The 20,285-nt window shown below is 50.6% G+C and carries 21 protein-coding genes; all 21 read left to right on the plus strand.

Annotation, left to right across the window (positions count from 1 at the left end; genetic code table 11):
- The first annotated feature begins 2 nt into the window (after positions 1–2).
- The 21 genes from LG204_RS10185 (at position 3) to LG204_RS10285 (ending at position 20,248) form a co-directional block, all read left to right on the plus strand.
- A complete protein-coding gene (locus LG204_RS10185) occupies positions 3–1,238 on the plus strand; it encodes a phage portal protein (protein ID WP_230337164.1) in 1,236 nt (411 codons plus the stop codon).
- The gene (locus tag LG204_RS10190; protein ID WP_230337165.1) at positions 1,222–1,956 is read left to right on the plus strand and encodes an HK97 family phage prohead protease; all 735 of its coding nucleotides are present in this window, start codon (positions 1,222–1,224) and stop codon (positions 1,954–1,956) included. The genes LG204_RS10185 and LG204_RS10190 overlap by 17 nt, the downstream gene beginning before the upstream one ends.
- Before the next feature lie 100 nt (positions 1,957–2,056).
- On the plus strand, positions 2,057–3,412 hold the full coding sequence (locus LG204_RS10195) for a phage major capsid protein (protein ID WP_230337166.1): 1,356 nt from the start codon (positions 2,057–2,059) through the stop codon (positions 3,410–3,412).
- Between the two features lie 82 nt (positions 3,413–3,494).
- A complete protein-coding gene (locus LG204_RS10200; RefSeq protein ID WP_230337167.1) occupies positions 3,495–3,917 on the plus strand; it encodes a hypothetical protein in 423 nt (140 codons plus the stop codon).
- A gap of 58 nt (positions 3,918–3,975) precedes the next feature.
- Positions 3,976–4,281: a cytochrome P450 gene (locus tag LG204_RS10205; protein WP_230337168.1), complete on the plus strand. Its 306-nt coding sequence runs from the start codon at positions 3,976–3,978 to the stop codon at positions 4,279–4,281.
- Positions 4,282–4,283: 2 nt separating this feature from the next.
- A complete protein-coding gene (locus LG204_RS10210) occupies positions 4,284–4,874 on the plus strand; it encodes a head-tail connector protein (RefSeq protein ID WP_230337169.1) in 591 nt (196 codons plus the stop codon).
- Entirely contained in the window at positions 4,874–5,221 is a 348-nt protein-coding gene (locus tag LG204_RS10215) for a phage head closure protein (protein WP_230337170.1), read from the plus strand. Before LG204_RS10210 ends, LG204_RS10215 begins: the two co-directional genes overlap by 1 nt.
- Positions 5,208–5,687, plus strand: a complete 480-nt coding sequence (locus LG204_RS10220; RefSeq protein ID WP_230337171.1) for an HK97-gp10 family putative phage morphogenesis protein — start codon at positions 5,208–5,210, stop codon at positions 5,685–5,687. The genes LG204_RS10215 and LG204_RS10220 overlap by 14 nt, the downstream gene beginning before the upstream one ends.
- 1 nt (position 5,688) lies before the next feature.
- A complete protein-coding gene (locus LG204_RS10225; protein WP_230337172.1) occupies positions 5,689–6,135 on the plus strand; it encodes a hypothetical protein in 447 nt (148 codons plus the stop codon).
- A 241-nt stretch (positions 6,136–6,376) separates the two neighbouring features.
- Positions 6,377–7,312, plus strand: a complete 936-nt coding sequence (locus LG204_RS10230; protein ID WP_230337173.1) for a phage tail tube protein — start codon at positions 6,377–6,379, stop codon at positions 7,310–7,312.
- A 50-nt stretch (positions 7,313–7,362) separates the two neighbouring features.
- Complete coding sequence (locus LG204_RS10235; protein WP_230337174.1) at positions 7,363–7,689, plus strand: hypothetical protein; 327 nt, start codon at positions 7,363–7,365, stop codon at positions 7,687–7,689.
- A gap of 101 nt (positions 7,690–7,790) precedes the next feature.
- Positions 7,791–8,069, plus strand: a complete 279-nt coding sequence (locus tag LG204_RS10240; RefSeq protein ID WP_230337175.1) for a DUF1799 domain-containing protein — start codon at positions 7,791–7,793, stop codon at positions 8,067–8,069.
- A gap of 2 nt (positions 8,070–8,071) precedes the next feature.
- Positions 8,072–11,995 (plus strand): hypothetical protein, encoded by a 3,924-nt coding sequence (locus LG204_RS10245; protein ID WP_230337176.1) that lies wholly within the window; start codon positions 8,072–8,074, stop codon positions 11,993–11,995.
- On the plus strand, positions 11,992–13,437 hold the full coding sequence (locus tag LG204_RS10250; protein ID WP_230337177.1) for a hypothetical protein: 1,446 nt from the start codon (positions 11,992–11,994) through the stop codon (positions 13,435–13,437). Before LG204_RS10245 ends, LG204_RS10250 begins: the two co-directional genes overlap by 4 nt.
- 1 nt (position 13,438) lies before the next feature.
- Positions 13,439–14,407, plus strand: coding sequence for a hypothetical protein (locus LG204_RS10255; protein WP_230337178.1), 969 nt, complete (start codon positions 13,439–13,441; stop codon positions 14,405–14,407).
- Positions 14,408–15,235 (plus strand): phage tail protein, encoded by an 828-nt coding sequence (locus tag LG204_RS10260; RefSeq protein WP_230337179.1) that lies wholly within the window; start codon positions 14,408–14,410, stop codon positions 15,233–15,235.
- Between the two features lie 8 nt (positions 15,236–15,243).
- Positions 15,244–15,747 (plus strand): phage tail assembly chaperone, encoded by a 504-nt coding sequence (locus tag LG204_RS10265; RefSeq protein ID WP_230337180.1) that lies wholly within the window; start codon positions 15,244–15,246, stop codon positions 15,745–15,747.
- A 50-nt stretch (positions 15,748–15,797) separates the two neighbouring features.
- The gene (locus tag LG204_RS10270; RefSeq protein ID WP_230337181.1) at positions 15,798–16,493 is read left to right on the plus strand and encodes a hypothetical protein; all 696 of its coding nucleotides are present in this window, start codon (positions 15,798–15,800) and stop codon (positions 16,491–16,493) included.
- A 2-nt stretch (positions 16,494–16,495) separates the two neighbouring features.
- A complete protein-coding gene (locus tag LG204_RS10275) occupies positions 16,496–18,400 on the plus strand; it encodes a hypothetical protein (protein WP_230337182.1) in 1,905 nt (634 codons plus the stop codon).
- A gap of 238 nt (positions 18,401–18,638) precedes the next feature.
- Positions 18,639–19,790 carry a DUF4124 domain-containing protein gene (locus LG204_RS10280; RefSeq protein WP_230337183.1) on the plus strand — a complete coding sequence of 384 codons (1,152 nt, stop codon included), beginning with the start codon at positions 18,639–18,641 and terminating at the stop codon, positions 19,788–19,790.
- 68 nt (positions 19,791–19,858) lie between these two features.
- Complete coding sequence (locus LG204_RS10285) at positions 19,859–20,248, plus strand: hypothetical protein (protein WP_230337184.1); 390 nt, start codon at positions 19,859–19,861, stop codon at positions 20,246–20,248.
- Positions 20,249–20,285: the final 37 nt, after the last annotated feature.

Genomic DNA, 20,285 nt, shown 5'->3' on the forward strand with positions numbered 1-20,285 from the left:
CAATGAAACTCTCCTGGCCATGGGCTCGAAAGGAAATGTCCAGCACGCAGGACCTATACAAGGAATTGCTGCTTCAAGCTGGGTCAAAGTCCGGAGTGGCAGTTAATTGGAAAACTGCTTCGCAAGCCTCTGCGGCTATTGCCTGCGCCAGAGTGATTGCAGAAGGTATTGCTCAGGTTCCATTTAAGCTCTATCGCGAGAGGCCTGGTGGTGGCATGGATGCTGCCCGGACCCATGGGCTTTACGATTTGCTGGCATCAAAGCCAAACGACTGGCAAACGTCATTTGAGCTTCGCGAAATGATTGGGTTACATCTGGCATTTATGGGGCGTGCGCATCTGTACAAGGTACGCGGAACCCGAGGTGAAGTTTTGGAATTACTTCCCTTTGAGCCTCAGAATGTCGAGACAATTCGAACGGGCTGGGAAATAAGCTACCGTGTTCGCTTGAATGATGGACGAATGCTAGCAGTAGCCAAAGAAGATATGTGGCATTTGCGCGGCATTTCCTGGGACGGCGTGAATGGGTTGGAAGGTATTAAGCTGGCACGCGAAGCCATTGGGCTATCCCTGGCGATGGAAGAGCACGGCGCCCGGATGTTTAGCAATGGCGCTCGCCCCGCTGGCGCACTGATCGCTGATGGCAACCTAAAGGAAGATCAGATCAAGTTGATCAAACAATCCTGGGAGGATAGCTACGGCGGCAACGCAAATGCATTTAAAACGGCCGTACTCTTCGGCGGACTCAAGTGGAACCCGTTCTCAATGACTGGCGTTGATGCGCAGCATCTTGAGCAGCGGCGATTCCAGGTCGAGGAAATTTGTCGATATTTCCGAGTGCTGCCGAACATGGTAGGGCACTTTGACAAAGGCTCCACTTACGCCAGCTCTGAGCAAAATTTCCTTGCGCATGTCGTGCATACCTTGATGCCATGGTATGCACGCATTGAAGCATCAGCAGACGTCAATCTGCTGGATGATGCGGAGCGCCGAGAAGGCTACTATTTTAAGTTTACGGCCCAAGCGCTTATGCGTGGCGCCAGCAAAGATCGGGCTGAATACTTTGCAAAAGCCTTGGGGTCGGGTGGTAGCCCGGCCTGGATGACACAGGATGAAGTCCGTGCACTTGAGGAAATGAACCCAATGGGCGGCAGCGCAGGTGTGCTTCCCATCCCAACGAACGTAGGCGGTGCGCCATCAAAACCAACTGGAGAACCTGACAATGAAAACCCTGCGTAGCCTCATGGAGTTCAAAGCCCGATCTGAAGCTCAGCATCTGGACTGCGGTCTTCTGGAAGTTAAGCTCGCAGAGCCTGGTGCTGGTAATGAAACAGGCGAAATGCTGTTTAGTGGTTACGGTGCAGTGTTCGGTAACTTGGACAGCTACGGTGACGTGATCCTTAAAGGTGCTTTTCGCGACACACTCCGCGACGCCAAGAAAACTGGTATTTGGCCAGCGATGCTAATGCAGCATGGCGGGTGGGGCATGGGTGCTGATGACATGACTCCCGTTGGTATCTGGACCAGCATGGAAGAGGATGATGTCGGCTTGAAGGTTGAAGGCAAGCTTGCGGAAACCGCACGCGGCAAGGAGGCTTACGGCCTCCTGAAAATGACCCCTCGTCCAGCAATCACCGGCATGTCGATAGGCTACATCGCCAAAGAGTTTGTATTAGGCACCAAGCCAGAAGAGCCGCGACGGACACTCAAGAAAGTTGAATTAGTCGAAGTCTCCCTTGTGACATTCCCGGCCAATGGCAAAGCCAGGATCCAGGATGTTAAAAGCGAGCCTGATATACGAATTGCGGAACAAGCTCTGCGTGATGCTGGGTTTTCCCGTACTGAAGCTAAGGCCATCTTGGCTACAGGCTTTAAATCTTTGCCTCCGCGAGATGCTGACGGCTTGGATGAACTGGCAGCAATCATTACCCGCAATACGGCAATGTTTAGCTCCTAATCATTTTTAAATATCGTTAACCCACAGCCCGCTTACGCGGGCTTTTTATTTTCAGTTAAAGGAAAACACCATGAGCACTACAAGCAAACGCATTGCGCTGATGTTGACTACAGCATTGGCTTTTATCGCAGCACCAGTGGCCTATGCCGCCCAAACTGTTACCACACTCGCGCAAGAGTCTGCCTACGTGGCATTCGAGATGTTGACAAAATACATGGCCAGTGTCGGTTTTATTTTGTTCGACACGCCTCCTGATGAACTCAAGACACTGCTGGTTAAGCAAGGCGAGGCTTTCGAAAAGTTCAAGCAAGCCAACGACCAGCTGATGGCCGCAAAAGCTGAAGGCAAAGCGGTCTCCGATTTGAGTACGACTGTTGAAAAGATCAATGCCGAGATTACCGAGCTGACAAAACAGATGAACGATGTTGTGAAAAAGGCGAATCGTCCAGCCGTAGGTAATACGGAAAATGCTTTGACTGAAGATCAACTGGAACATCGCAATGCCTTTCTCAACTTTCTGCGCAAGGGTGATGCCAGCAGTCTTTCAAGTCTTGAACGTAAAGCATTGCAGCGCGGTAGCGATGTCGACGGCGGCTACTTGGTGCCTGTTGACCTGGCTGCAGAGATTGATCGTGTTGCAGGCACAATCTCTGTGCTTCGCGGACTTTCTGATGTCCGCAGCATTGGAACAAACAAGCATCAGTTTCGCGTAAAAACCAAAGGCCTGGCTGCTCGCTGGGTAGGTGAGGGCGAAACCGGTGGCGAGACAGAAAATGCAAAATACGCCCGCATTGAGATTGACGCCGAAGAGATGGAGGCTGAGCCTCACGTTTTTAACGACACTCTTGAGGATGCCGACTACAACCTGGAGATGGACGTTACCGAAGAAGCAGGCATTGCATTCGGCGAAGCAGAAGGCGCGGCTTTCATCAGTGGTAATGGTGTTAAAAAGCCACGCGGCATTCTGACTTACGACACTGTGGCAAATGGTAACTACGTCTGGGGCAAGCTGGGCTTCGTTGTTTCAGGTGCTGCGGGTGCTTTTGCTGCAGCCAATCCTGGTGACAATATTCTTAACCTGCTGCATTCCCTTCGTGCGCAGTACCGCAATGGCGCTACTTTGCTGATGGCAGATACGACGCTCGCTGAAGTTCGCAAGATTAAGGACGGCAGCGGCAATTTTTACCTGTTCAACCCAGACCCTACAGGCAATTTCGCGGGCTATGTCTTGGGCGCCCCGGTAGAAATCGATGACAACATGCCGGTCATTGGCGCTAACAGCTTCTCGATTGCTTTTGGCAACTTCAAGCGCGGCTACCGAATTGTTGACCGCAGTGGCATTGCCCTCATCCGCGACAACATTACCAGCAAGGGCACTACGAAGTTCAACTTTCGCAAACGTGTCGGCGGTGGCGTGCGTAATTTCGAAGCCATCAAGTTGATGAAATTTGCATAGTTTGTGAACCTGCAGGTTGACTTGAAATACTGAGCCCGATTCGTCGGGCTCATTCATTTACCGGATATTAAGGAGTTCCAAAATGCAAGATTTGCACAACAACATTAACCCCAAGCGGGTTATTTCACCTGTCAGCGTTGCTGACAACACCGCTCAAGTAGGCCAAATCATTGATTGCCAGGGTCACGCCTCCGTTGAGTACCTGATTCTTATTGGCTCAGTAGCCGATGCCGATGCCACCTTTACCGTTCTGCTGGAAGAAAGCGACGAGTCGGATATGACCGGTGCTGTTGCCGTGGCGGATAGCAGCCTGCTTGGCACTGAAACTTTGGCAGGCTTCCAGTTTGACGACGATAATAAAGTTCGCAAGCTGGGTTACAAAGGTTACAAACGTTATACCCGCTTGACCATCACTCCCGTTAACAACGCTAGCGCGGCCTTACTGGCGGCTGTTGCAGTGTTGGGGAGTCCATCCATTGCTCCAACAGTCAACCCACCTGTGTAACTGCAGCCTTTCATACCAAAAGGAAGGCTGGGGCCAATAACCCCAGCCTGATGACCGTATGTACAAAGTGATTAAGGACTTTAATGGCTCTCCAGATGGTGCCAATGTCATTGCGTTTAAGATAGGCGACAGCATGTCAATACAAAAGCACGGCGAAGATTTGATTAACGTCGCCTTGGCTGAAAAGTGGATTGTTGCCGATAAACCGCCTGCATCCCCCAAATCGCCTGAACAACTCAAGGCTGCAGCGCAAAAAAAAGTGGATGGCCTAACAAAGTCACTGAGCAAGGCCAAGCCTGAAAATAAGGCCAAGCTTCAGGAAGAGTTAGATAAAGCAGTCAAAGCCTTGGAGGCCTTCAAGTAATCATGGGGCTTAAGCAAATCACAGCGCCAGCTGTCGAGCCGATCACCCTGGCCGATATCAAGTCACGGGTGAACATGGATGACGACATCACCGAAAAGGATGCTGACATCGAGCAGCTGCTTATTCCTGCAGCACGCGCCCAGGCTGAAAGCCGAACTGGCCGGGCCATGATTACGCAAACTCTGCAGCTGACGCTGGATTGCTTCCCCCGTGCTGCCATCCGCCTGCTGAAGCCTCAGCTCCAGTCGGTTGATTGGATCAAGTACCTTGATGCAGATGGTGTTATACAAACCTTAGCGACATCAGATTATCTGGTCGTCAATGATGAGCTTTATGGCTACGTTGTCCCAGCCTATGGCAAATCCTGGCCAGTTGCCAGGCACCAAGTCAATGCAATCAGCATTCAGTACGTTGCTGGTTACGGTAGCGCTCCCGAGCAGGTCCCAGCTGACCTCCGTCTCTGGATGATGATGGCCGTGGCTACATGGCTGAACAATCCGGAAGCGTTGATTACTGGCATCACTGTTTCCGAGTTGCCTCGTGATTTCTGCCAGGCATTGCTTGACAGCCATATTGTGAACTGGGGTGTGTGATGGCTGGCACCGGATCTGGTCGCGCAAGAAAGAAAATCGATATCGAGCGCTTAGTTACCTCAAAAGGGTCTCAGGGCGGGCAAATTTCAAACTGGGAAGTTTTTCTTCCTAGAATTTGGGCAGGCGTATCCAACCTGTCAGGCAATGAGCGCCGCTCAACTAACTCCGGTGGCGAGGTTGCGGAGGCTCGAACAGAGTTCCGGATACGATACCGGATTGGTATTGATACGACTATGCGGATTCTCTACAGCGGCAAGGTGTATAACATCCGGCACATCAAGGATTATGAAGAAGAGCATAACTGGCTCATCCTAACTGCCGACACCGGCGTGAATGATGGCCGATAAGATAATTGGCTTAACGGATCTGGTCGCTACCTTTAAGGGCATGCGATCCGATGTTCGCGAAAAAGCCGCGCCACGCATTGTGGTCGCGGGTGGCAGGGTACTTGTTCGTGCTGCAAAAACAGAAGCACAACGTCTTGGGCTTCGCAGAACAGGTGCCCTCATCCGTAACCTCGCCATGAAACGCGAGCGAGACGCGCCACAGGGTACAACTGAGTATCACATTGGTGTTCGGCACGGTCGGGCATTGGGTAATGGGAAAAAGGTCAAGAAGTATCTTGCTGTAAGTAAGCAGGGTCGCATCGTGACCAAACGAGAAAATGATCCCTTCTACTGGCGCTTTCTGCAGTTTGGGACAAAGTACCGCAATGCAACGCCATATCTAGAAGCCGGGTTGGCAAAAGATGGTGGCCAGGCTGCAGTGACTGCTATGGAAGTCACTGCAAAAAAACTTCTACTTAAGGAATGATGTGGCTACAGGACAGCTAGGAACGTTTGCCAGCCGTCTTGGCTATATGCGCCTAGGTGCAGTGGAAACGGAAGAGCAGCCGGAGATACCTATGGCAATTGGTCAGGCAGTTTATAACGCGTTGAGCGGAGTGCTGGAAAATTCATGGGCGGTTGAACTCCCGCAAAACCCGACCTGGCCAGCAATTGTTTTTGATATTGAATCTGAGCCTGAGAGTCAGTGGACATTGCTGGCAGGCTATGAGCGCCATACGGTGAACGTGGTTATTCTGGCAAAAACCAAGGAGGAGATCACGACAAAGGTTACTGGTCTCCATGCGCGCATTGAGCAGGCACTTCAGGAGGTCGATGTTTACATGATGGCAGGTGAGCATGGTGATTCTGACTATGAAGACGATGCCAGCGTGTATGCCTATTTTTCAACCCACATTATCCGTACCCGGATCTAGGAGATCTCCATGACGAAAAAGACGCCTCAAGCGGACCATGTAGTAGTGCAGACGTCTGCACAACCTGACGCCACCCACCCAGATGGGCTGATCGAAAGTCTTACGGGTGATCAGTATGCGGGGCAGGGTGGCTCCTATGTTTATAACCCGGAAACGCAAACCCGAACCCGCGCTGAGTAAGGCGCTATCCCCCAGACAAACCCCGCTACATGCGGGGTTTTTTATTTGAAAGGCCTTCATCATGTCTAAGCTGTTCCGCAATACCTTGCTACTCGCGATCATTCAGCCCGTGCCGCTGACTGCTGCCTTACCAACTGCCGCCGATAATGCCATTCTTGCAAGTGTCGCGGATCCCAAGCCTGTGGTTGCTGAAACTGTTGAGCGCAACAACGTGCAACCTTTCCTGGGGAATAAGGGAAAGGTTGTGACTGCCGTTCACAGCGAAGTATCGTTTGAAGTTGAGCTGCAAGGTTCTGGTGTCGCTGGTACAGCCCCGAAGTTTGGGCCGCTGTTAAGGGGTTGTGCTTTGGGTGAAACCATTGTGGCCAGTACTAGCGTAGCTTACTCCCCGGTCACGACAGGTCATGAGGCTCTGACAATACATTGGTACATGGATGGCATCCGCCATCTTATGACAGATGCAAAAGGCACAGTGGCGTTCACCCTGAATGCCAAGGGTATTCCTGTGATGAAGTATACCTTTACCGGTTTGTACAGCACCCCGACTGATACCGCTATGCCATCTGGCGCGAACTTTGCTGGCTTCCTGGATCCTAAACCCGTCAACAAGCAGAACACCACCACATTTTCACTGCATGGCTATACGGCCTCAGTTGAATCGTTTGATCTGGATCTAGCTAACCAGGTGGTTTATACCAATCGACCCAATTCGGAAAGCATCCGTATTACTGAACGTACCTCTACAGGCCGGATCGTGATGGAGCACCCTGACACCATTGCCGCCAAAAACTGGGCGGATTCGGTGGTTAACAACATAGCTGGCGCGCTTTCGATCGTGCATGGTAGTGGCGCCGGAAAAATTGTTGAGTTCTCCGGGCCTAAGTTGATCCCGCGTTCGATGGACTTTTCTGACCAGGATGGCATTGCCATGGTCAGCCTCGACCTGGATGTGATGCCAAACGCTGGCAATGACGAGTTCATTGTCACCTTCAAGTAATCGTTATCTCCACCCCGCTTAGGCGGGGCTTTTTATTCTAGGAAAATGTTATGGCCTTTTGTCTCGCCGTCAATGAGTTTTACTTTCATCCTGTTGTCGTGTTTATGCAGGATGACAAAGGTGGATTTACTCCGTCCAAATTTGTTGTCAAATTCCGCCGTGTACCTCTCCCCGAAATGGAAAGCATCAAAGCGCTGACTGGGAAGGAGCTGGTTCAAAGCGTGGTGATCGGCTGGAAGGATCTGCATGATGAGGAAGGTAATGAAGTTGAGTTCTCGGAAGAGCATCTTGATCAGCTGATCAGTATTGGGCCTGCATTTTCTGCGGTCTATGACGCCTTTTGGGACAGCCAGTTTAAGGCAAAAGCAAAAAACTAGAAGCCGCTGCCCGGTACTGGGCCGGGGAGCGGACTCAACCCGTCGGCAACCTGGACGAGAACGTCGTCCAGGGGCTTATTAGCGCTGGCGCACCAGATGAAGTGATCGAGCTGGCCCGCTCAAAAATAAAGCGTGAGTCAACCGAGGAATTTGAAGTGTTTAAAGAGAACTGGGAAACCGTTCTCTTTTTTTTGGCCTTGAAAGGCCAGTGGCGTGTGATCGCAGGCATGTCCGTGATGTATCAAGACATCGATCACACCGCCATTTTCCACACGATGGAAATGCTGGAAACCCCAAAACGAAAGCGAAAGCAGCTCTTCCTTGATGTGAAGCTGATGGCTGCTGCCGCTCTTGAAATATTGAATGTACGCAAGGATTAACGATGTCCGCACTCGGCTCACTCATTGTCAAGCTCGCCCTGGAGCATGCGGAGTACACCCAAGGGCTCGATAAATCCAGCCAGCAAGCCCTTAAGTATGGGCAAAGTATTCAGCGCAGTGTTGACCAGGCTGAAGCGAAGGTATCGCAGCATTTCAGCAATACGATTCGGGGAGCAGCTGCAGCTACTGCCGCTTATCTTGGGGTTTCCTCTGCCGTTGATGCCTTCAATAACTCGGTCAATGATCTTGCTGCACTGGATGATCTGGCACAGAAGACTGGTGGCACGGTTGAAAATCTGTCGCGCATGCAAAAGGTGGCGGTGCAATTTGGTCAAGACTTTAGTGCCATCGACCCTCTCCTGATCAAATTCGCAAAGAACCTGAATGGTGTAGACGACGAGTCATCCAAAGCAGCCATGGCATTGCAGGCCTTGGGTATTTCTCAGGATTTCGTACGCAAGAATGATCCGTCAGCGGTATTCATCGAAGTTACCAAGCGTCTGCAAAACTATGCAGACGGCGCTCAAAAAGTTGACCTGGTTACCGATTTAATGGGCAAGTCGGCTGCTGATAGCCTCCCATACTTCAATGACCTGGCTGAGAATGTTGATAAATTTACCGGGGTATCAGCAGAGGCTGCGTCGAAAGCGGCAACCTTCCAGGATAATCTTGGAAAATTGAAAGTTGGCACACAGGAGCTGATACAAACTTTCACTATCGGCTTGCTGCCAAAGTTGACCGAAATCATCGACAAGTTGAATGATCTCGGCAATTCCAAAGGCATTCAGTCTGCACTTGTTTTGTATGGAACATCGAGTGAAGACTATGCTGCAAAGCTTGCGGAAACTGAATCTAAACTGCAAAACCTGATTAAGACTCGGGATGAGCTTTCAAAGCCAACTGCGGCCAATAAGATCAACGATTTTCTATTTGGCGATGTGCTGGACCTCAACAATCAAATTAAAGTCGCTCAAGACGTTATTGCTACCTTGAAACCGTTGGTCTCGGCTAAGGACAAGCTGGATACTGCCAGCCCATACGTCACCCCTAATTCTGATAAGCCACAGCTGAATTACGTATCTGCAGAAATTTCAGCACAGCGCCAAGCTGCCGCACAAAAACTTGCTGCATCTTACAATACCTTGATCGGCAAGTCCGGCGATTACATAACTGCGATGCAGTATGAGGCCTCGACCGACGAAAAGGTTACAGCTGGTCAAAAGCAGATTGCGGATCTGCAAACATTCCTCATCCAGAATTACGCCAGCCTTAGTGCAAACCAACGGGCAAAAATTGAAGCCGATATACGTGGAATCGCAACCGAGGATGCACTGGCCATCGTTCAGCAGAATCGATATGACCGGATCGCCCGTATGGCCGAGGTTGACCGTGAGGCGCTGGAGCTGCAGAAGACCCACACCGAAGGCCTGTCCGCCGCGCGTGCAGCCTATGAAGGTTTGGTGACATCTGAAGAAGATCAGATCAAATCCATTCAGGATCAGATCGATGTTCTGACACTGGGCCGTGAAGCTGCAAACAATATGAAAAGCGCTCGCTTGCTGGAAGCTGCTGCTGCGTTTGAGCAGAATGCAGCCTACGCTGAGCAAAACGGAGTCTCAGAAGAGAATATCAAGAGCATGCGCGATCGCGCCCAGGCACTGCGTGATTTAGCCGCTGCGAGAGACACGCTGGTTTCCAAGCAGGTCGAGTTTGACTATCTAACCAAAATCAAAAACTTTGCTGAATCCACATGGGATAGCATCGGTGATGGTCTAACCAACGCACTCTTCCGTGGTTTTGAAGATGGCAAATCATTTGCAGATAACTTCTTCGATACCCTGAAAAACACCGCAAAGACGACCGTGTTGAAATTCACTACGGAATTCATCATGGGGCCCTTAAAGAGTGTCATTACAAGCGCGGTTTTTGCTGCCAGCGGTACGGCGAATGCAGGTGGGTTATTGTCCGGGGTTGCTGGTCCAGATTCTATGGGGGGCAGTTCCAGCAATAGCCTTGGCAGCCTAGTATCGCTTGGAAAAAATCTATACAGCGCATTCACGACCGGCATGGACGGCCTGAATTCAGCCTTTGTTGGCAAGATAGGTGACCTAGGTACATTCCTGGTCGACAAAGGGTTCAACAATCTTGGCGGAATGATCGGGCAGTACAGCTCACAAATTGCCAATGTGTTGCCATACTCGGCCGCCATCTTGAAATTGGCCCAGGGGGATATGAAAGGTGCAGCCATTACTGGTATCACTACGGCTATCGGAAGTATGTGGGGGCCTGCAGGTGGGGCTATAGGCGCCGCGGTGGGCTCGCTCCTAAGTAACGCCTTTGGTAGTCGCAAGAAAAATCCACGTATTGGCGCCGCCACCTATGGCGTCTATGAGGATGGAGAATACACCTCGGCTGGCGCTGATAAAGGTGGCTCCAAAAAGATGGTACAGGCTTACGTCGAGCCTTTGGCAAACCTGAGTGAGCAGTTTGCAACCCAGCTGGGATCTTTTCTTGACTCCATGGGTGTAGCCTCGCGCATCACAACACGAGCCGAATTCGCAACTAAGAATAAGAAAGGCACCATTGCGAGTTTGATTGGTACCGTTAACGGGGTCAGCTTTGGCAATGGTAGTGAGTCATACAGCAAAGATCCATCACAAGCATGGAGCGACTTTGTATCGAATGCACTTGGTAAAACGCTTGTGCAAGCGATCCAGGCTTCCCAGCTGACAGATGGCATTAAGTCGCTCTTTAATGCCATCTCAGATAAAACCCAAGTGGTTAACATGATGAATGCCACTGTTAGCCTCAATACCGCACAGGCGCAACTCTCTGATCGATTCGGCTTGACCGTTGACGCTGCTGCGAAGGTGGCAAAGGCTTCGGACCTCACTGGAGATAGTCTGGTTGAATTTGTTAATAAATTGTCATCGACTGCACTTAGCTTCAAGAGCACAGGAAATGTACTAGTTGAAGCGGTCGAACAGATGCGAGACCGCATCAACGATATTATCGGTGATGTGGCATATCCAATTACTTTGGATCAATTTGACCAGTACCTAAAAAACATTGATACCACTACAAGTGAGGGCATTAAGAAATTTCAGGAGTTGTTCGATTTGCGCGATACATTCACGCAACTCACCACTTCTATCAATAGCATTAAGGATTCTGCCAAGAATGCAATTTATGATCTTCTGCCCGATGACCAGAAGCTTCAGCGCCAGGCGCAGGATATTCAGGATCTGTTCGCAAAGTACAGCTTGAGTGTTCCTACCTCTGCAGAAGAGTTGGTGGCCCTATACGATAGCTTGGATCTAGCCACTGCATCAGGCCTCGACTTAGCTGCAGCAATGCCATCTCTGGTTGAAGCATTCAAGCAAATGCAAGGTAGTGGCAATGAGCTGGTTACGAAGTACAAAGGGTATGCGGAAGAATTGAAAGCATTTGGTCAATCCCTCCTGAGCGGGGCCAATGCAGCGCTTTCGCCGGAAAGTCAGTATTCCTCTGCAAAGGCTGAGTACGAGCGAATCTCAGCGCTAGCTGCTTCAGGAAATGCCGATGCTCTGTCCAGCTTCACAACCGTCGCGCAACAGTTCCTGGATGCTTCAAAGGATTATTTTTCGACAAGCTCCGGCTACTTTGCTGATCTTGAAAATGTAAAACAGGCAACCGGCACTGCAGAGCTGAGTGCGCTCGCCAAATCAGATGTACTGTCGGTCACAGGCATGACGTCGGCGGTGGCTGCAGGCACTGCCCAGGCTAATACAGCTTTGGTGACGGAACTTCGTGCGCAGAATGATCACTTGGCTGCTTTGGTGGCATTACAGCAAGCCGCAAATCAAACCATGATTAAGAAGCTGGACGCAATTGAAGAGGCCTCTAAGGACGCCGCAAGCGCCGCTCAACTACAGGCTTCAGCATGAGCGTCTGGATTATGGATTTAAGCGCACTGGATCCGGATGATGTACCAGTGACTTTGCGGTTTGCTGACGGAGAGTATATCGATGCGGACCACCATTATTATGATCTGCGCCTGCAGCAGTCCGTATTGTTTATCAACCAGGCATTTTCTGGCGCTGTTCTACAGGGGTCTAGGTCGGGTTATGGGCAGGCGGTACTTGTAAATACCGATGGCGGGCTTAACTACTTGGCGGATTATGCTGTTGATGGCAGGGACCTATCAATTAGCCTGGTGGATGATGGGACCATTACACAATATGTACGTGGGACGGTGCAGAAGCTGGTATTTGATGGGACTCTGATCAGGATTATATTGCGTGATCCCCAAGCGATCATTGATGAAGTACATCCCCTTGATGTCTATGCCGGAGACAACGTTCTCCCAGCTGGGTTGGAGGGCACGACGAACGACATCAAGGGATCGAAGAAACCTAAAGTGTTTGGCAAGGTGCGGGCTGCAGCACCCATTCTGGTCAATACCTCAAAGCTGATTTATCAGGTGTCGAGCCTGGACGCGGACATCATCGCCGTTTATGACCGTGGAGCTGCCCTAACTTCAGGCACGGACTACGTTACGCTGAGTGAAATGCAAGCCGTTGCGCCAGCTTCAGGCGAGTATCGGGCTTTTCAAGGCTACTTTAGAGTTGGCTCTGCGCCAGCTGGCACCATTACTTGTGATGTCGATAGCCCAGCGGGTGCAGGGCAGGTATTTACCCAAATTGCTGGGGAGCGATCAATAGCCGTTTCGGTTGGCGATATGGCCGCTGCAGATGCCGTAGGCGAGGTTGGATTGTATGTCCAGGAGGATCTCACCACGGCTGCACTTCTAGACAGTATTGCGACCAGTATCGGCTTTTACTGGTTTTTCGATGTGGCTGGAGTGATCAGGCTGATTGAGCTTGCCGCACCGACTACCATCACTCATGTTTTAAATGACTATGAGGATCTGGAATTCAGTCGATCAGCGACTGGCGCCGGGAGTAATGGCCTGCCGGTTTACCAGGTGCGAATCCTCGCCGACAAGGTGCAGGAGGTGCAAACTGATTTAGCAGGTTCAGTGCCTGCTGAAAATGTTGCACGCCTGGCTTCGCAATATCGTGAGGTCAAATTCACCAATGCTGCTGTAAAGACCAGACACCCATTATCTGAGGAACTGGTAATTGAGTCCTGCCTTCGTCATTTAGCGGACGCACAAGCTGTTGCTGACCGCCTAGGTGCGTTGCTATCAGTCCGCAGGGATCGGCTGCAGGTTACTGCGCGAGTTACAACCCGTGTCGATATCGGTCAGGGCGTGTTGGTGAATGTGAAGCGCCTACTGTATAGCCCGCTTGGCCGACCAACAGTCGTACTTGGTCAAACCTATGATGGCAAGCGCCGTCGTGTCACTTTAGATCTCTGGGGGTAGTGTGTCAGCACAGTTAGGAACATCTGAATGCCGCCTGGGATTAATGCGTTTAGGATCTGTAGGCGAGGCGGAGGTGGTTATACCTCCAATTTCTCAGGAGTCATTGCTCCGAAAGGATGTGGTGACACTATGTTGGCCTAATCGTATCTCATCATCAGTGTTATCCGGAGGGGCCTGGCAACCAACGCTTCCTCTAGAAAATATTGCTAACAAAGTATTTGCCAAAAAGGCCCGATCTCTCAACCTGGAAGAATCGTCAACTCAATTCAGAATTGCCCTGGATAAAGGGCGGCCGATTGCAGTGGTAAGTTTGGCAGCGCACAACTTGAGTCAAGTTGCAGAGATTCGAGTAGTGGCATACGCCAATGTTGATGGGGCGGGCATGGTTTATGACAGTGGTTACCTCCCGGCCTGGCCAGCCTCATATTTGCCAGAAACGCTGGAGTGGGAAGATAACAATTTCTGGTTTGGTGACGCTGATCTTGATGTGGATTCAGAATATACCCCTTTAACGACGGTGTTCTTTGGGGATATTTACAATGCCGAAGCTGTTGATGTATTCATTCGAGATTTAAGCAATGTTGATGGATATGTCGATATTGGCCGTTGCTTTATCTCTGGTGCCTGGCAACCCGAAACCAATATGAGTTATGGCTTGGAATATGGACATTTAATTAAGACTTCGGTGGAAGAGGCCAATGACGGCACGGAATATTTTGATCGTAAGCGCGCCAAGCGCACCGTTTCTGTATCACTTGATTGGTTAACTCAATCTGAAGCTTTCTCACGCATCTATGCCATGCAGCGTGATCAGGGTATTGACCGGGAAATTTTATTCGCGCATGAGTTGAATGCCAGCGATGAGAGTTTTTATCGGACATTCATTGGACGCCTTCAACAGCCAGACCCAATTGCCAACCCGTATTTCGCTACACACACAAACCGAATCAATATCCAGGAGATAATTTAAATGGTGGATACCGTTACATTCCCAGTTGAGCTGGGAGGGGATGGCCAGAAGGTCACGAATGATAATGATTCTGTGACAGGTATGGGGAAGGGTGGCCACCGCAAAAATTTTGTTAGAGCCTGCAATAATGTGGTGGCCATTGCTGGATTGGTGGTCAATGCCACCACAAACCTTGCATCAAAAGCATCCCAGATAGCCCTTGATACTACCAATGCAGCTTTGGCATCCCTAACAACGACGGTCGGCACAAAGGCTGATGCCAGTTCGGTGAGTTCGTCAATCAGCACTATCAATAGCAGCTTGGCGCTGAAGGCTCCAATCAATAACGCAGCTTTTACTGGCACGCCAACGGCGCCAACCCCTGCAGCTGACGACTCATCAACGAAAATTGCTACTACAGCATTCGTCGATGCAAATGGGGTAAAGGTCGGGTCCATTATCATTTTGGGCGGAGAGGATGTGCCGACCGGATATCTTGCAATCCCGACTGCTGCAACGGAGCTGTCCAGGACGACCTACGCACGGTTATTTGCCAAACTCGGGACAAAATGGGGCGCAGGTAATGGTTCCACCACTTTCAATATACCGTTCATCCCACCTGACTATACGGTGCTCCAAGCGGCGGCATCGCTAAATATTGCCACTCAATCTGTAGGTGAAATTCTTGGTCACGCTCACGGAGGCGTTGTAAACGGCGTGCCTAACACGGGCAGCAACTATATAGGTGCTGGCACACCATTCTCTCCATCTTTCGGCAATACCGCGTCTACAGGCGGCTCTGCAAATAAAGCTGCTGGTATGCGTTTCCAATTCGCGATTAAGTATTAAGGATTCCCATGAAAATTTTCCATGTCTTTGACGAAAGCACGCGAGAATACTTGCACGACTACGAAGCTCAAGAGAGCCCTGAGGAGCCAGGCATATATATAAGGCCTACGTGCAGTAGCGACAAACCGCTACCTGATCCAGAGCCCGGTAAATACCGGGCTTTTTCTTTGGAGCTGGATGCTTTTGAGCTGGTCGAGGATCCACGAGGCTTTTGGTATACGCCAGAAGGTGAGCTTGTGAAAGTAGATTCCGTGCTTGAGGATGTCCCGGGCGCCTGGTCCCGCACGCAACCTGCCCCAACAGTTGAGCAGCAGGCAGTTGCAATACGGATTGAGCGTGATGCACGTATTAGTGCGGTCTCCTGGCGCTATGAGCGACACGCTCGTGAGGAACGGCTGGGCATTCCGTTAACTGATGACATTGCCGAGCTGGATGAATATATCCAGGACCTTGCCGAGGTCCCAGAGCAATCAGGCTTTCCGCAGAATGTTGAATGGCCTGACTCCATTTGATCGATTATTAACCCATGACCGCCTAGGCGGTCTTTTTTTTGGAAGTCGAAATGGAAAATATTGCCAATGATTTTACGACCACCCTTAGCTCTGGACTGACTGCGGGGGCGACGACGCTAAGTGTCGTCTCTTCCACGGGCAGTCCAGACGTGAACTTTAGGATCCGCATCGATGATGAGTTGATGCTCGTTACCAATAAAGGCGCTGGCGCTCAGCTTAACTGGACAGTTGAACGCAATATTGAGGGAACAATCCCTGCAGAGCATATAGCCGGTGCTAAGGTTAGCCAATTACTTACCGTAGGTGGATTTAAGCAAATATTGCAAGAGCAGCAATTAAATGATGTTGATCTCTTGGATGGAACTAGCCCAATACCAGGGACAGCATCCCCTAAGCAAATGAAAGATTCTGCTCAGAAGTGGGGAGGTGGCGCTACTGTTTGCAACACCATTGCTGCCTCAGGAGCTTCGCAGGCCTTGGCCTTTGCAACCAGCGGCGATAAAGCCTATGACGTCACACTGAATTCTAATTGCAATTTCACCTTTACTGGCGGGGTTGTTGGTCAGCTTCAAACCATCACCCTGATATTGCGGCAGAATGGATCTGGCGGGTTCATTCCCACTTTCCCGGCTGGGGTGAAATGGCCTGGTGGCGTTGCACCAATCCCCAATACATCCGCAGGTCGAATCGATGTCATCTCCATTCAATCGCCTGATGCAGGTGTGACATTGCTGGGGAGCTACTAACCATGACTTATTCCCAGAATTTTGACAGCCTGACCGCAGGAGCCAATGTAAATACCCTAGCAGGTTGGGTGAATGAAATCGGCTCTGGCCTCACCACATCCAGCTCGCAATTTTTAAGCAGCGGTATTTCGGCAACCGTCATTAGTAATTCGGCAAACAACGGTGATTCGATCATTTATAACGGTCTTGGCTCTCTGACCGATACTAAAATGAGATGTGCATTTTTTATGACGGGAGGGGCTGCAGGATCTATTCGGGCTCGATTTCATCTCCGTTCAAATGGCTCAAACCAATGGTATGAAGCCTTTGTCACGCTTGCACAAACACCATACGTCACCATTCGCAAGCGCCTGGCTGGGGTTGATCAATCCCCATTCACACTGGCCGGGGCAATTGCTCAATCGATAAGTTCTGGCAACTGGTATTACATTGAATGGGAGTGTGTAGGTTCTGGGCCAGTTACTATTCGGGCCAAAGTCTGGCTGGCAAGTGGTACTGAGCCCACAGACTGGGAAGTGGTAGCAACTGATACAAGTGATGTCATTGCAGCGGGCTATCCTGGTATTCGGCTTGAATATTCGACCAGCGCCAATAAGTCTTATGCAGATAATTTCACTGTGACTGATCTGTCAGCGGGCACGCTGGCGGCTGGGGGTGTCTCATTCTCCGGCACTACTTCAAGCGGTACCACAATCACTGCTGCTGCAGCCTCTGGCGGAACTGGCCCATACAACTATCAGTTCCAGCGTGCGCCAGACTCTTCAGGCTCGCCAGGGACTTTCGCCAATATTGGCTCAAATAGCACGGCCACCGTTTACAACGACACTGGCTTAAGCGCTTCGACAAAGTATCACTATCGAGTGATCGTAACGGATACGGTGTCAGCAACTGCAACGGGTGACAGCAATTCCGTCACAACGACTGGCGCTTCTGCTGTTGTAGCTGGAACCGCATCTGTATCTTCGGTTGGTGATACGACAGCATCGGTGACAAGCACTGCCCCTTCTGGCGGTGTTACGACTATCACAAATCAGTGGTATCGGTCCACTGTGCCCAATGTTTTGGGAGCGGCTGTACCAGGTGCAACTAGCCTGACTTTAAACGATACCGGCCTGACAAATGGGGTCGATTACTACTACACGCTGGTTTCGACGGATGGCACCACATCAGCAAATTCGAAACAAATATCTGCTGTACCTGCGAAGACGATTTTTATCGGCATAATTAGTGATAGTTGGGCCACCACTACATGTACTACTGGCTCAACTTCTGCGGCAACAACCACATCTGCAGCTGGAAATATCCTCAACCGTAAGCTTCAGGCCATGTTCAAAGACGGTACTAAGGTCACGGTTCTGAATCGGGGAATAGGCGGAACGAATGGTTCAAACTGGCAGGGAGGCGGTGCTAATTTGACGAATGCATTAGCTGCAATGGCCGCAATTGCCTCGCCCTCGAATTGGGATGTTACTGATCATCTAGGAGTAAACGATAGCTCTATGAGTTACTCAAGTCCGTTAGGAGGAGAGACCAAGGCGCAATACAAAGCTTTTCAACAAAATATTTGCAATGCCGTACTCGCATGGGGGGCAAGGAGAATGATCCTGCATAAACCACCATTTATCGGTGATATCAGCGCAAACCATAATGCACTTGGAATTGCATTGCTTAAGCAGTATGGCGACGCGATTGATGAGCTGGCCGCAGAAAATCCTGGAAAGGTGTTCGTTGGAGCTGATGAATATAAGTACTTCATCAATAACCAAGGTGATCTGGGGGGCGACAAAGTACATCCAACGCCTGCAGATGGAAATGGGGCAGGGGGTGCGCCGAATGTGGCGACCATGTGGGCCGAGGCGATTTACAACATTGTGTCTGGTAAAAAGACCCCGAATGTCCGGTATTAATTACCAGATTTTTTCGTGCTCTTCGATGGGTTCTTTTTCACCCTTGTAGAAGTATTCAAACCAGACAAGGCCGCCAATGATGATGGCAAGTATGGACAGCAGAATGAATTCTGACATTTTAAATCCCCGATTTCCTGACTCAATTATTAATTACGGCTCAATGGCCGTTTTGTGAAGTAATTGTGTCAGGATTATTGGAATTATCAATAGGACTTTGGTACTAGATAAGGAGCAGCAAATGAGAAAATTAACTGGCTTAGTGTTTATATTGATGAGCATTCAAGTGGCAGTAGCGGCGGAGTATGTCACGTGTGTCGGCACCTCTGGAAAAATGATCTATACCAACATGCCATACATGTGCGCAGATGCGGCAATCAAAGCCCAAGAGGCCACTAAGACGGTCTTGGCTGAACAGGAAGCAAATGAAGATGCCGCCAAAGAAGCTATAGCCATCAAAGCGAAAGGCCTGGTTACTGATGCAGTATTTTCTGCATCGAGCTTCTGGTACACGCCTATTCCCAAGGATGCCCAGCTGGCCAGCAACTCGGCTGAATTGGCCAAAGACCTGGTGCGCCAAAAGACGCAATACTATGGCAACGTGACGATCAACACGTCGCAGTACGCCAGCCCGGTATACACCGTAGATAGCGCCACGCCACGCGTGAAGGTCACCCAGTGGGACTGCCAAAAGAAAGGTTATCTGGATAGCGGCCTCAAGAAGCAATGGGCCAGCGTGCCCGTGCCTGCATACGCAAAACCATCTGCCGGCACGGACATGGAAATGACAATCTACTCGCCGTCGACCGATACCGTGTGGGAGTTCTGGAAAGCCCGTCAGGTTGATGGCCAGTGGCAGGCCTGCTGGGGTGGCCAGTTGGAGAATGTGTCAAAGAGCAATGGCGTATTCCCAAAGTTTTACGGAACCACTGCCACCAGTCTGCCTTTCCTGGGTGGTCAAATTACGGCCGAAGAGCTGACGCGAGGTGAGATCAAGCACGCGATCGGGATTGCCTTGGTGGACACGGACCATTGGAATGTCATCTCATGGCCAGCCAATCGCTCAGATGGATACAACCCCAGCAAGCAGCCCAACCGTATCGCTGAAGGTCAGCGCTTTCGCCTGGACCCTGCCATCGATGTCGACGCCCTGAAGATATCCCGCACGGCCAAGATTGTGGCCAAGGCCGCACAGATCTATGGCTTCGTCGTATGGGATAAGGCGGGCTCGGTCTCGCTGCGAGCCCAGAACGCTATGACTTACACCAGCCAAGGGCTGGCAAACCCATACCCAGCATTGTTTGAGAACAAGCCAAACTATGCGGTATTGAATGGCTTCCCTTGGGATCGCGTGCAGTTCCTGCCGATGAATTACGGCAAGCCAGGTAAATAAATCGAACCGCGCATTAAGTAGCACTTATTTCAGCCCGCATTTGCGGGCTTTTTATTTAGGGGAAATCCATGGCCGAGCCATCCACGTCGCTCATTTATTTATTTGGTGCATCCCTTACAGGGGCCATTACTTATATTTTTGCTGTTCAAGACTATGTGATGCTGGCGGCTTTGATGGGGACATTGATGGGGCTGGCGATCAGCCGCACTTCTCCATGGACCGGGTTGTTTCTCATGCTCCCATTTGGCTTGAGTTTGGGAGGTTTTCTAACCCCTTTCGTAATGTCCATGTGGGAGAACCCCGCACTGGAGAGGGCTGCTGGCTTGCTTATTCCACTGATCTGCATTGGCTTCAGGAAACCATTAATTGAAGGCATAACGGCTTTTATCGGTGGGCTTCCGAAATTGATATCGAAGTGGCTGGCTAAGTGGGCTGGAATTTCTGGAGGTGATCTCTAATGATGATTATTGGCGTACTACTAGGCGGTTATGTCTT

Source organism: Methylovorus menthalis (assembly GCF_020523625.1).
GTDB classification, from domain to species: Bacteria; Pseudomonadota; Gammaproteobacteria; order Burkholderiales; family Methylophilaceae; genus Methylovorus; species Methylovorus menthalis.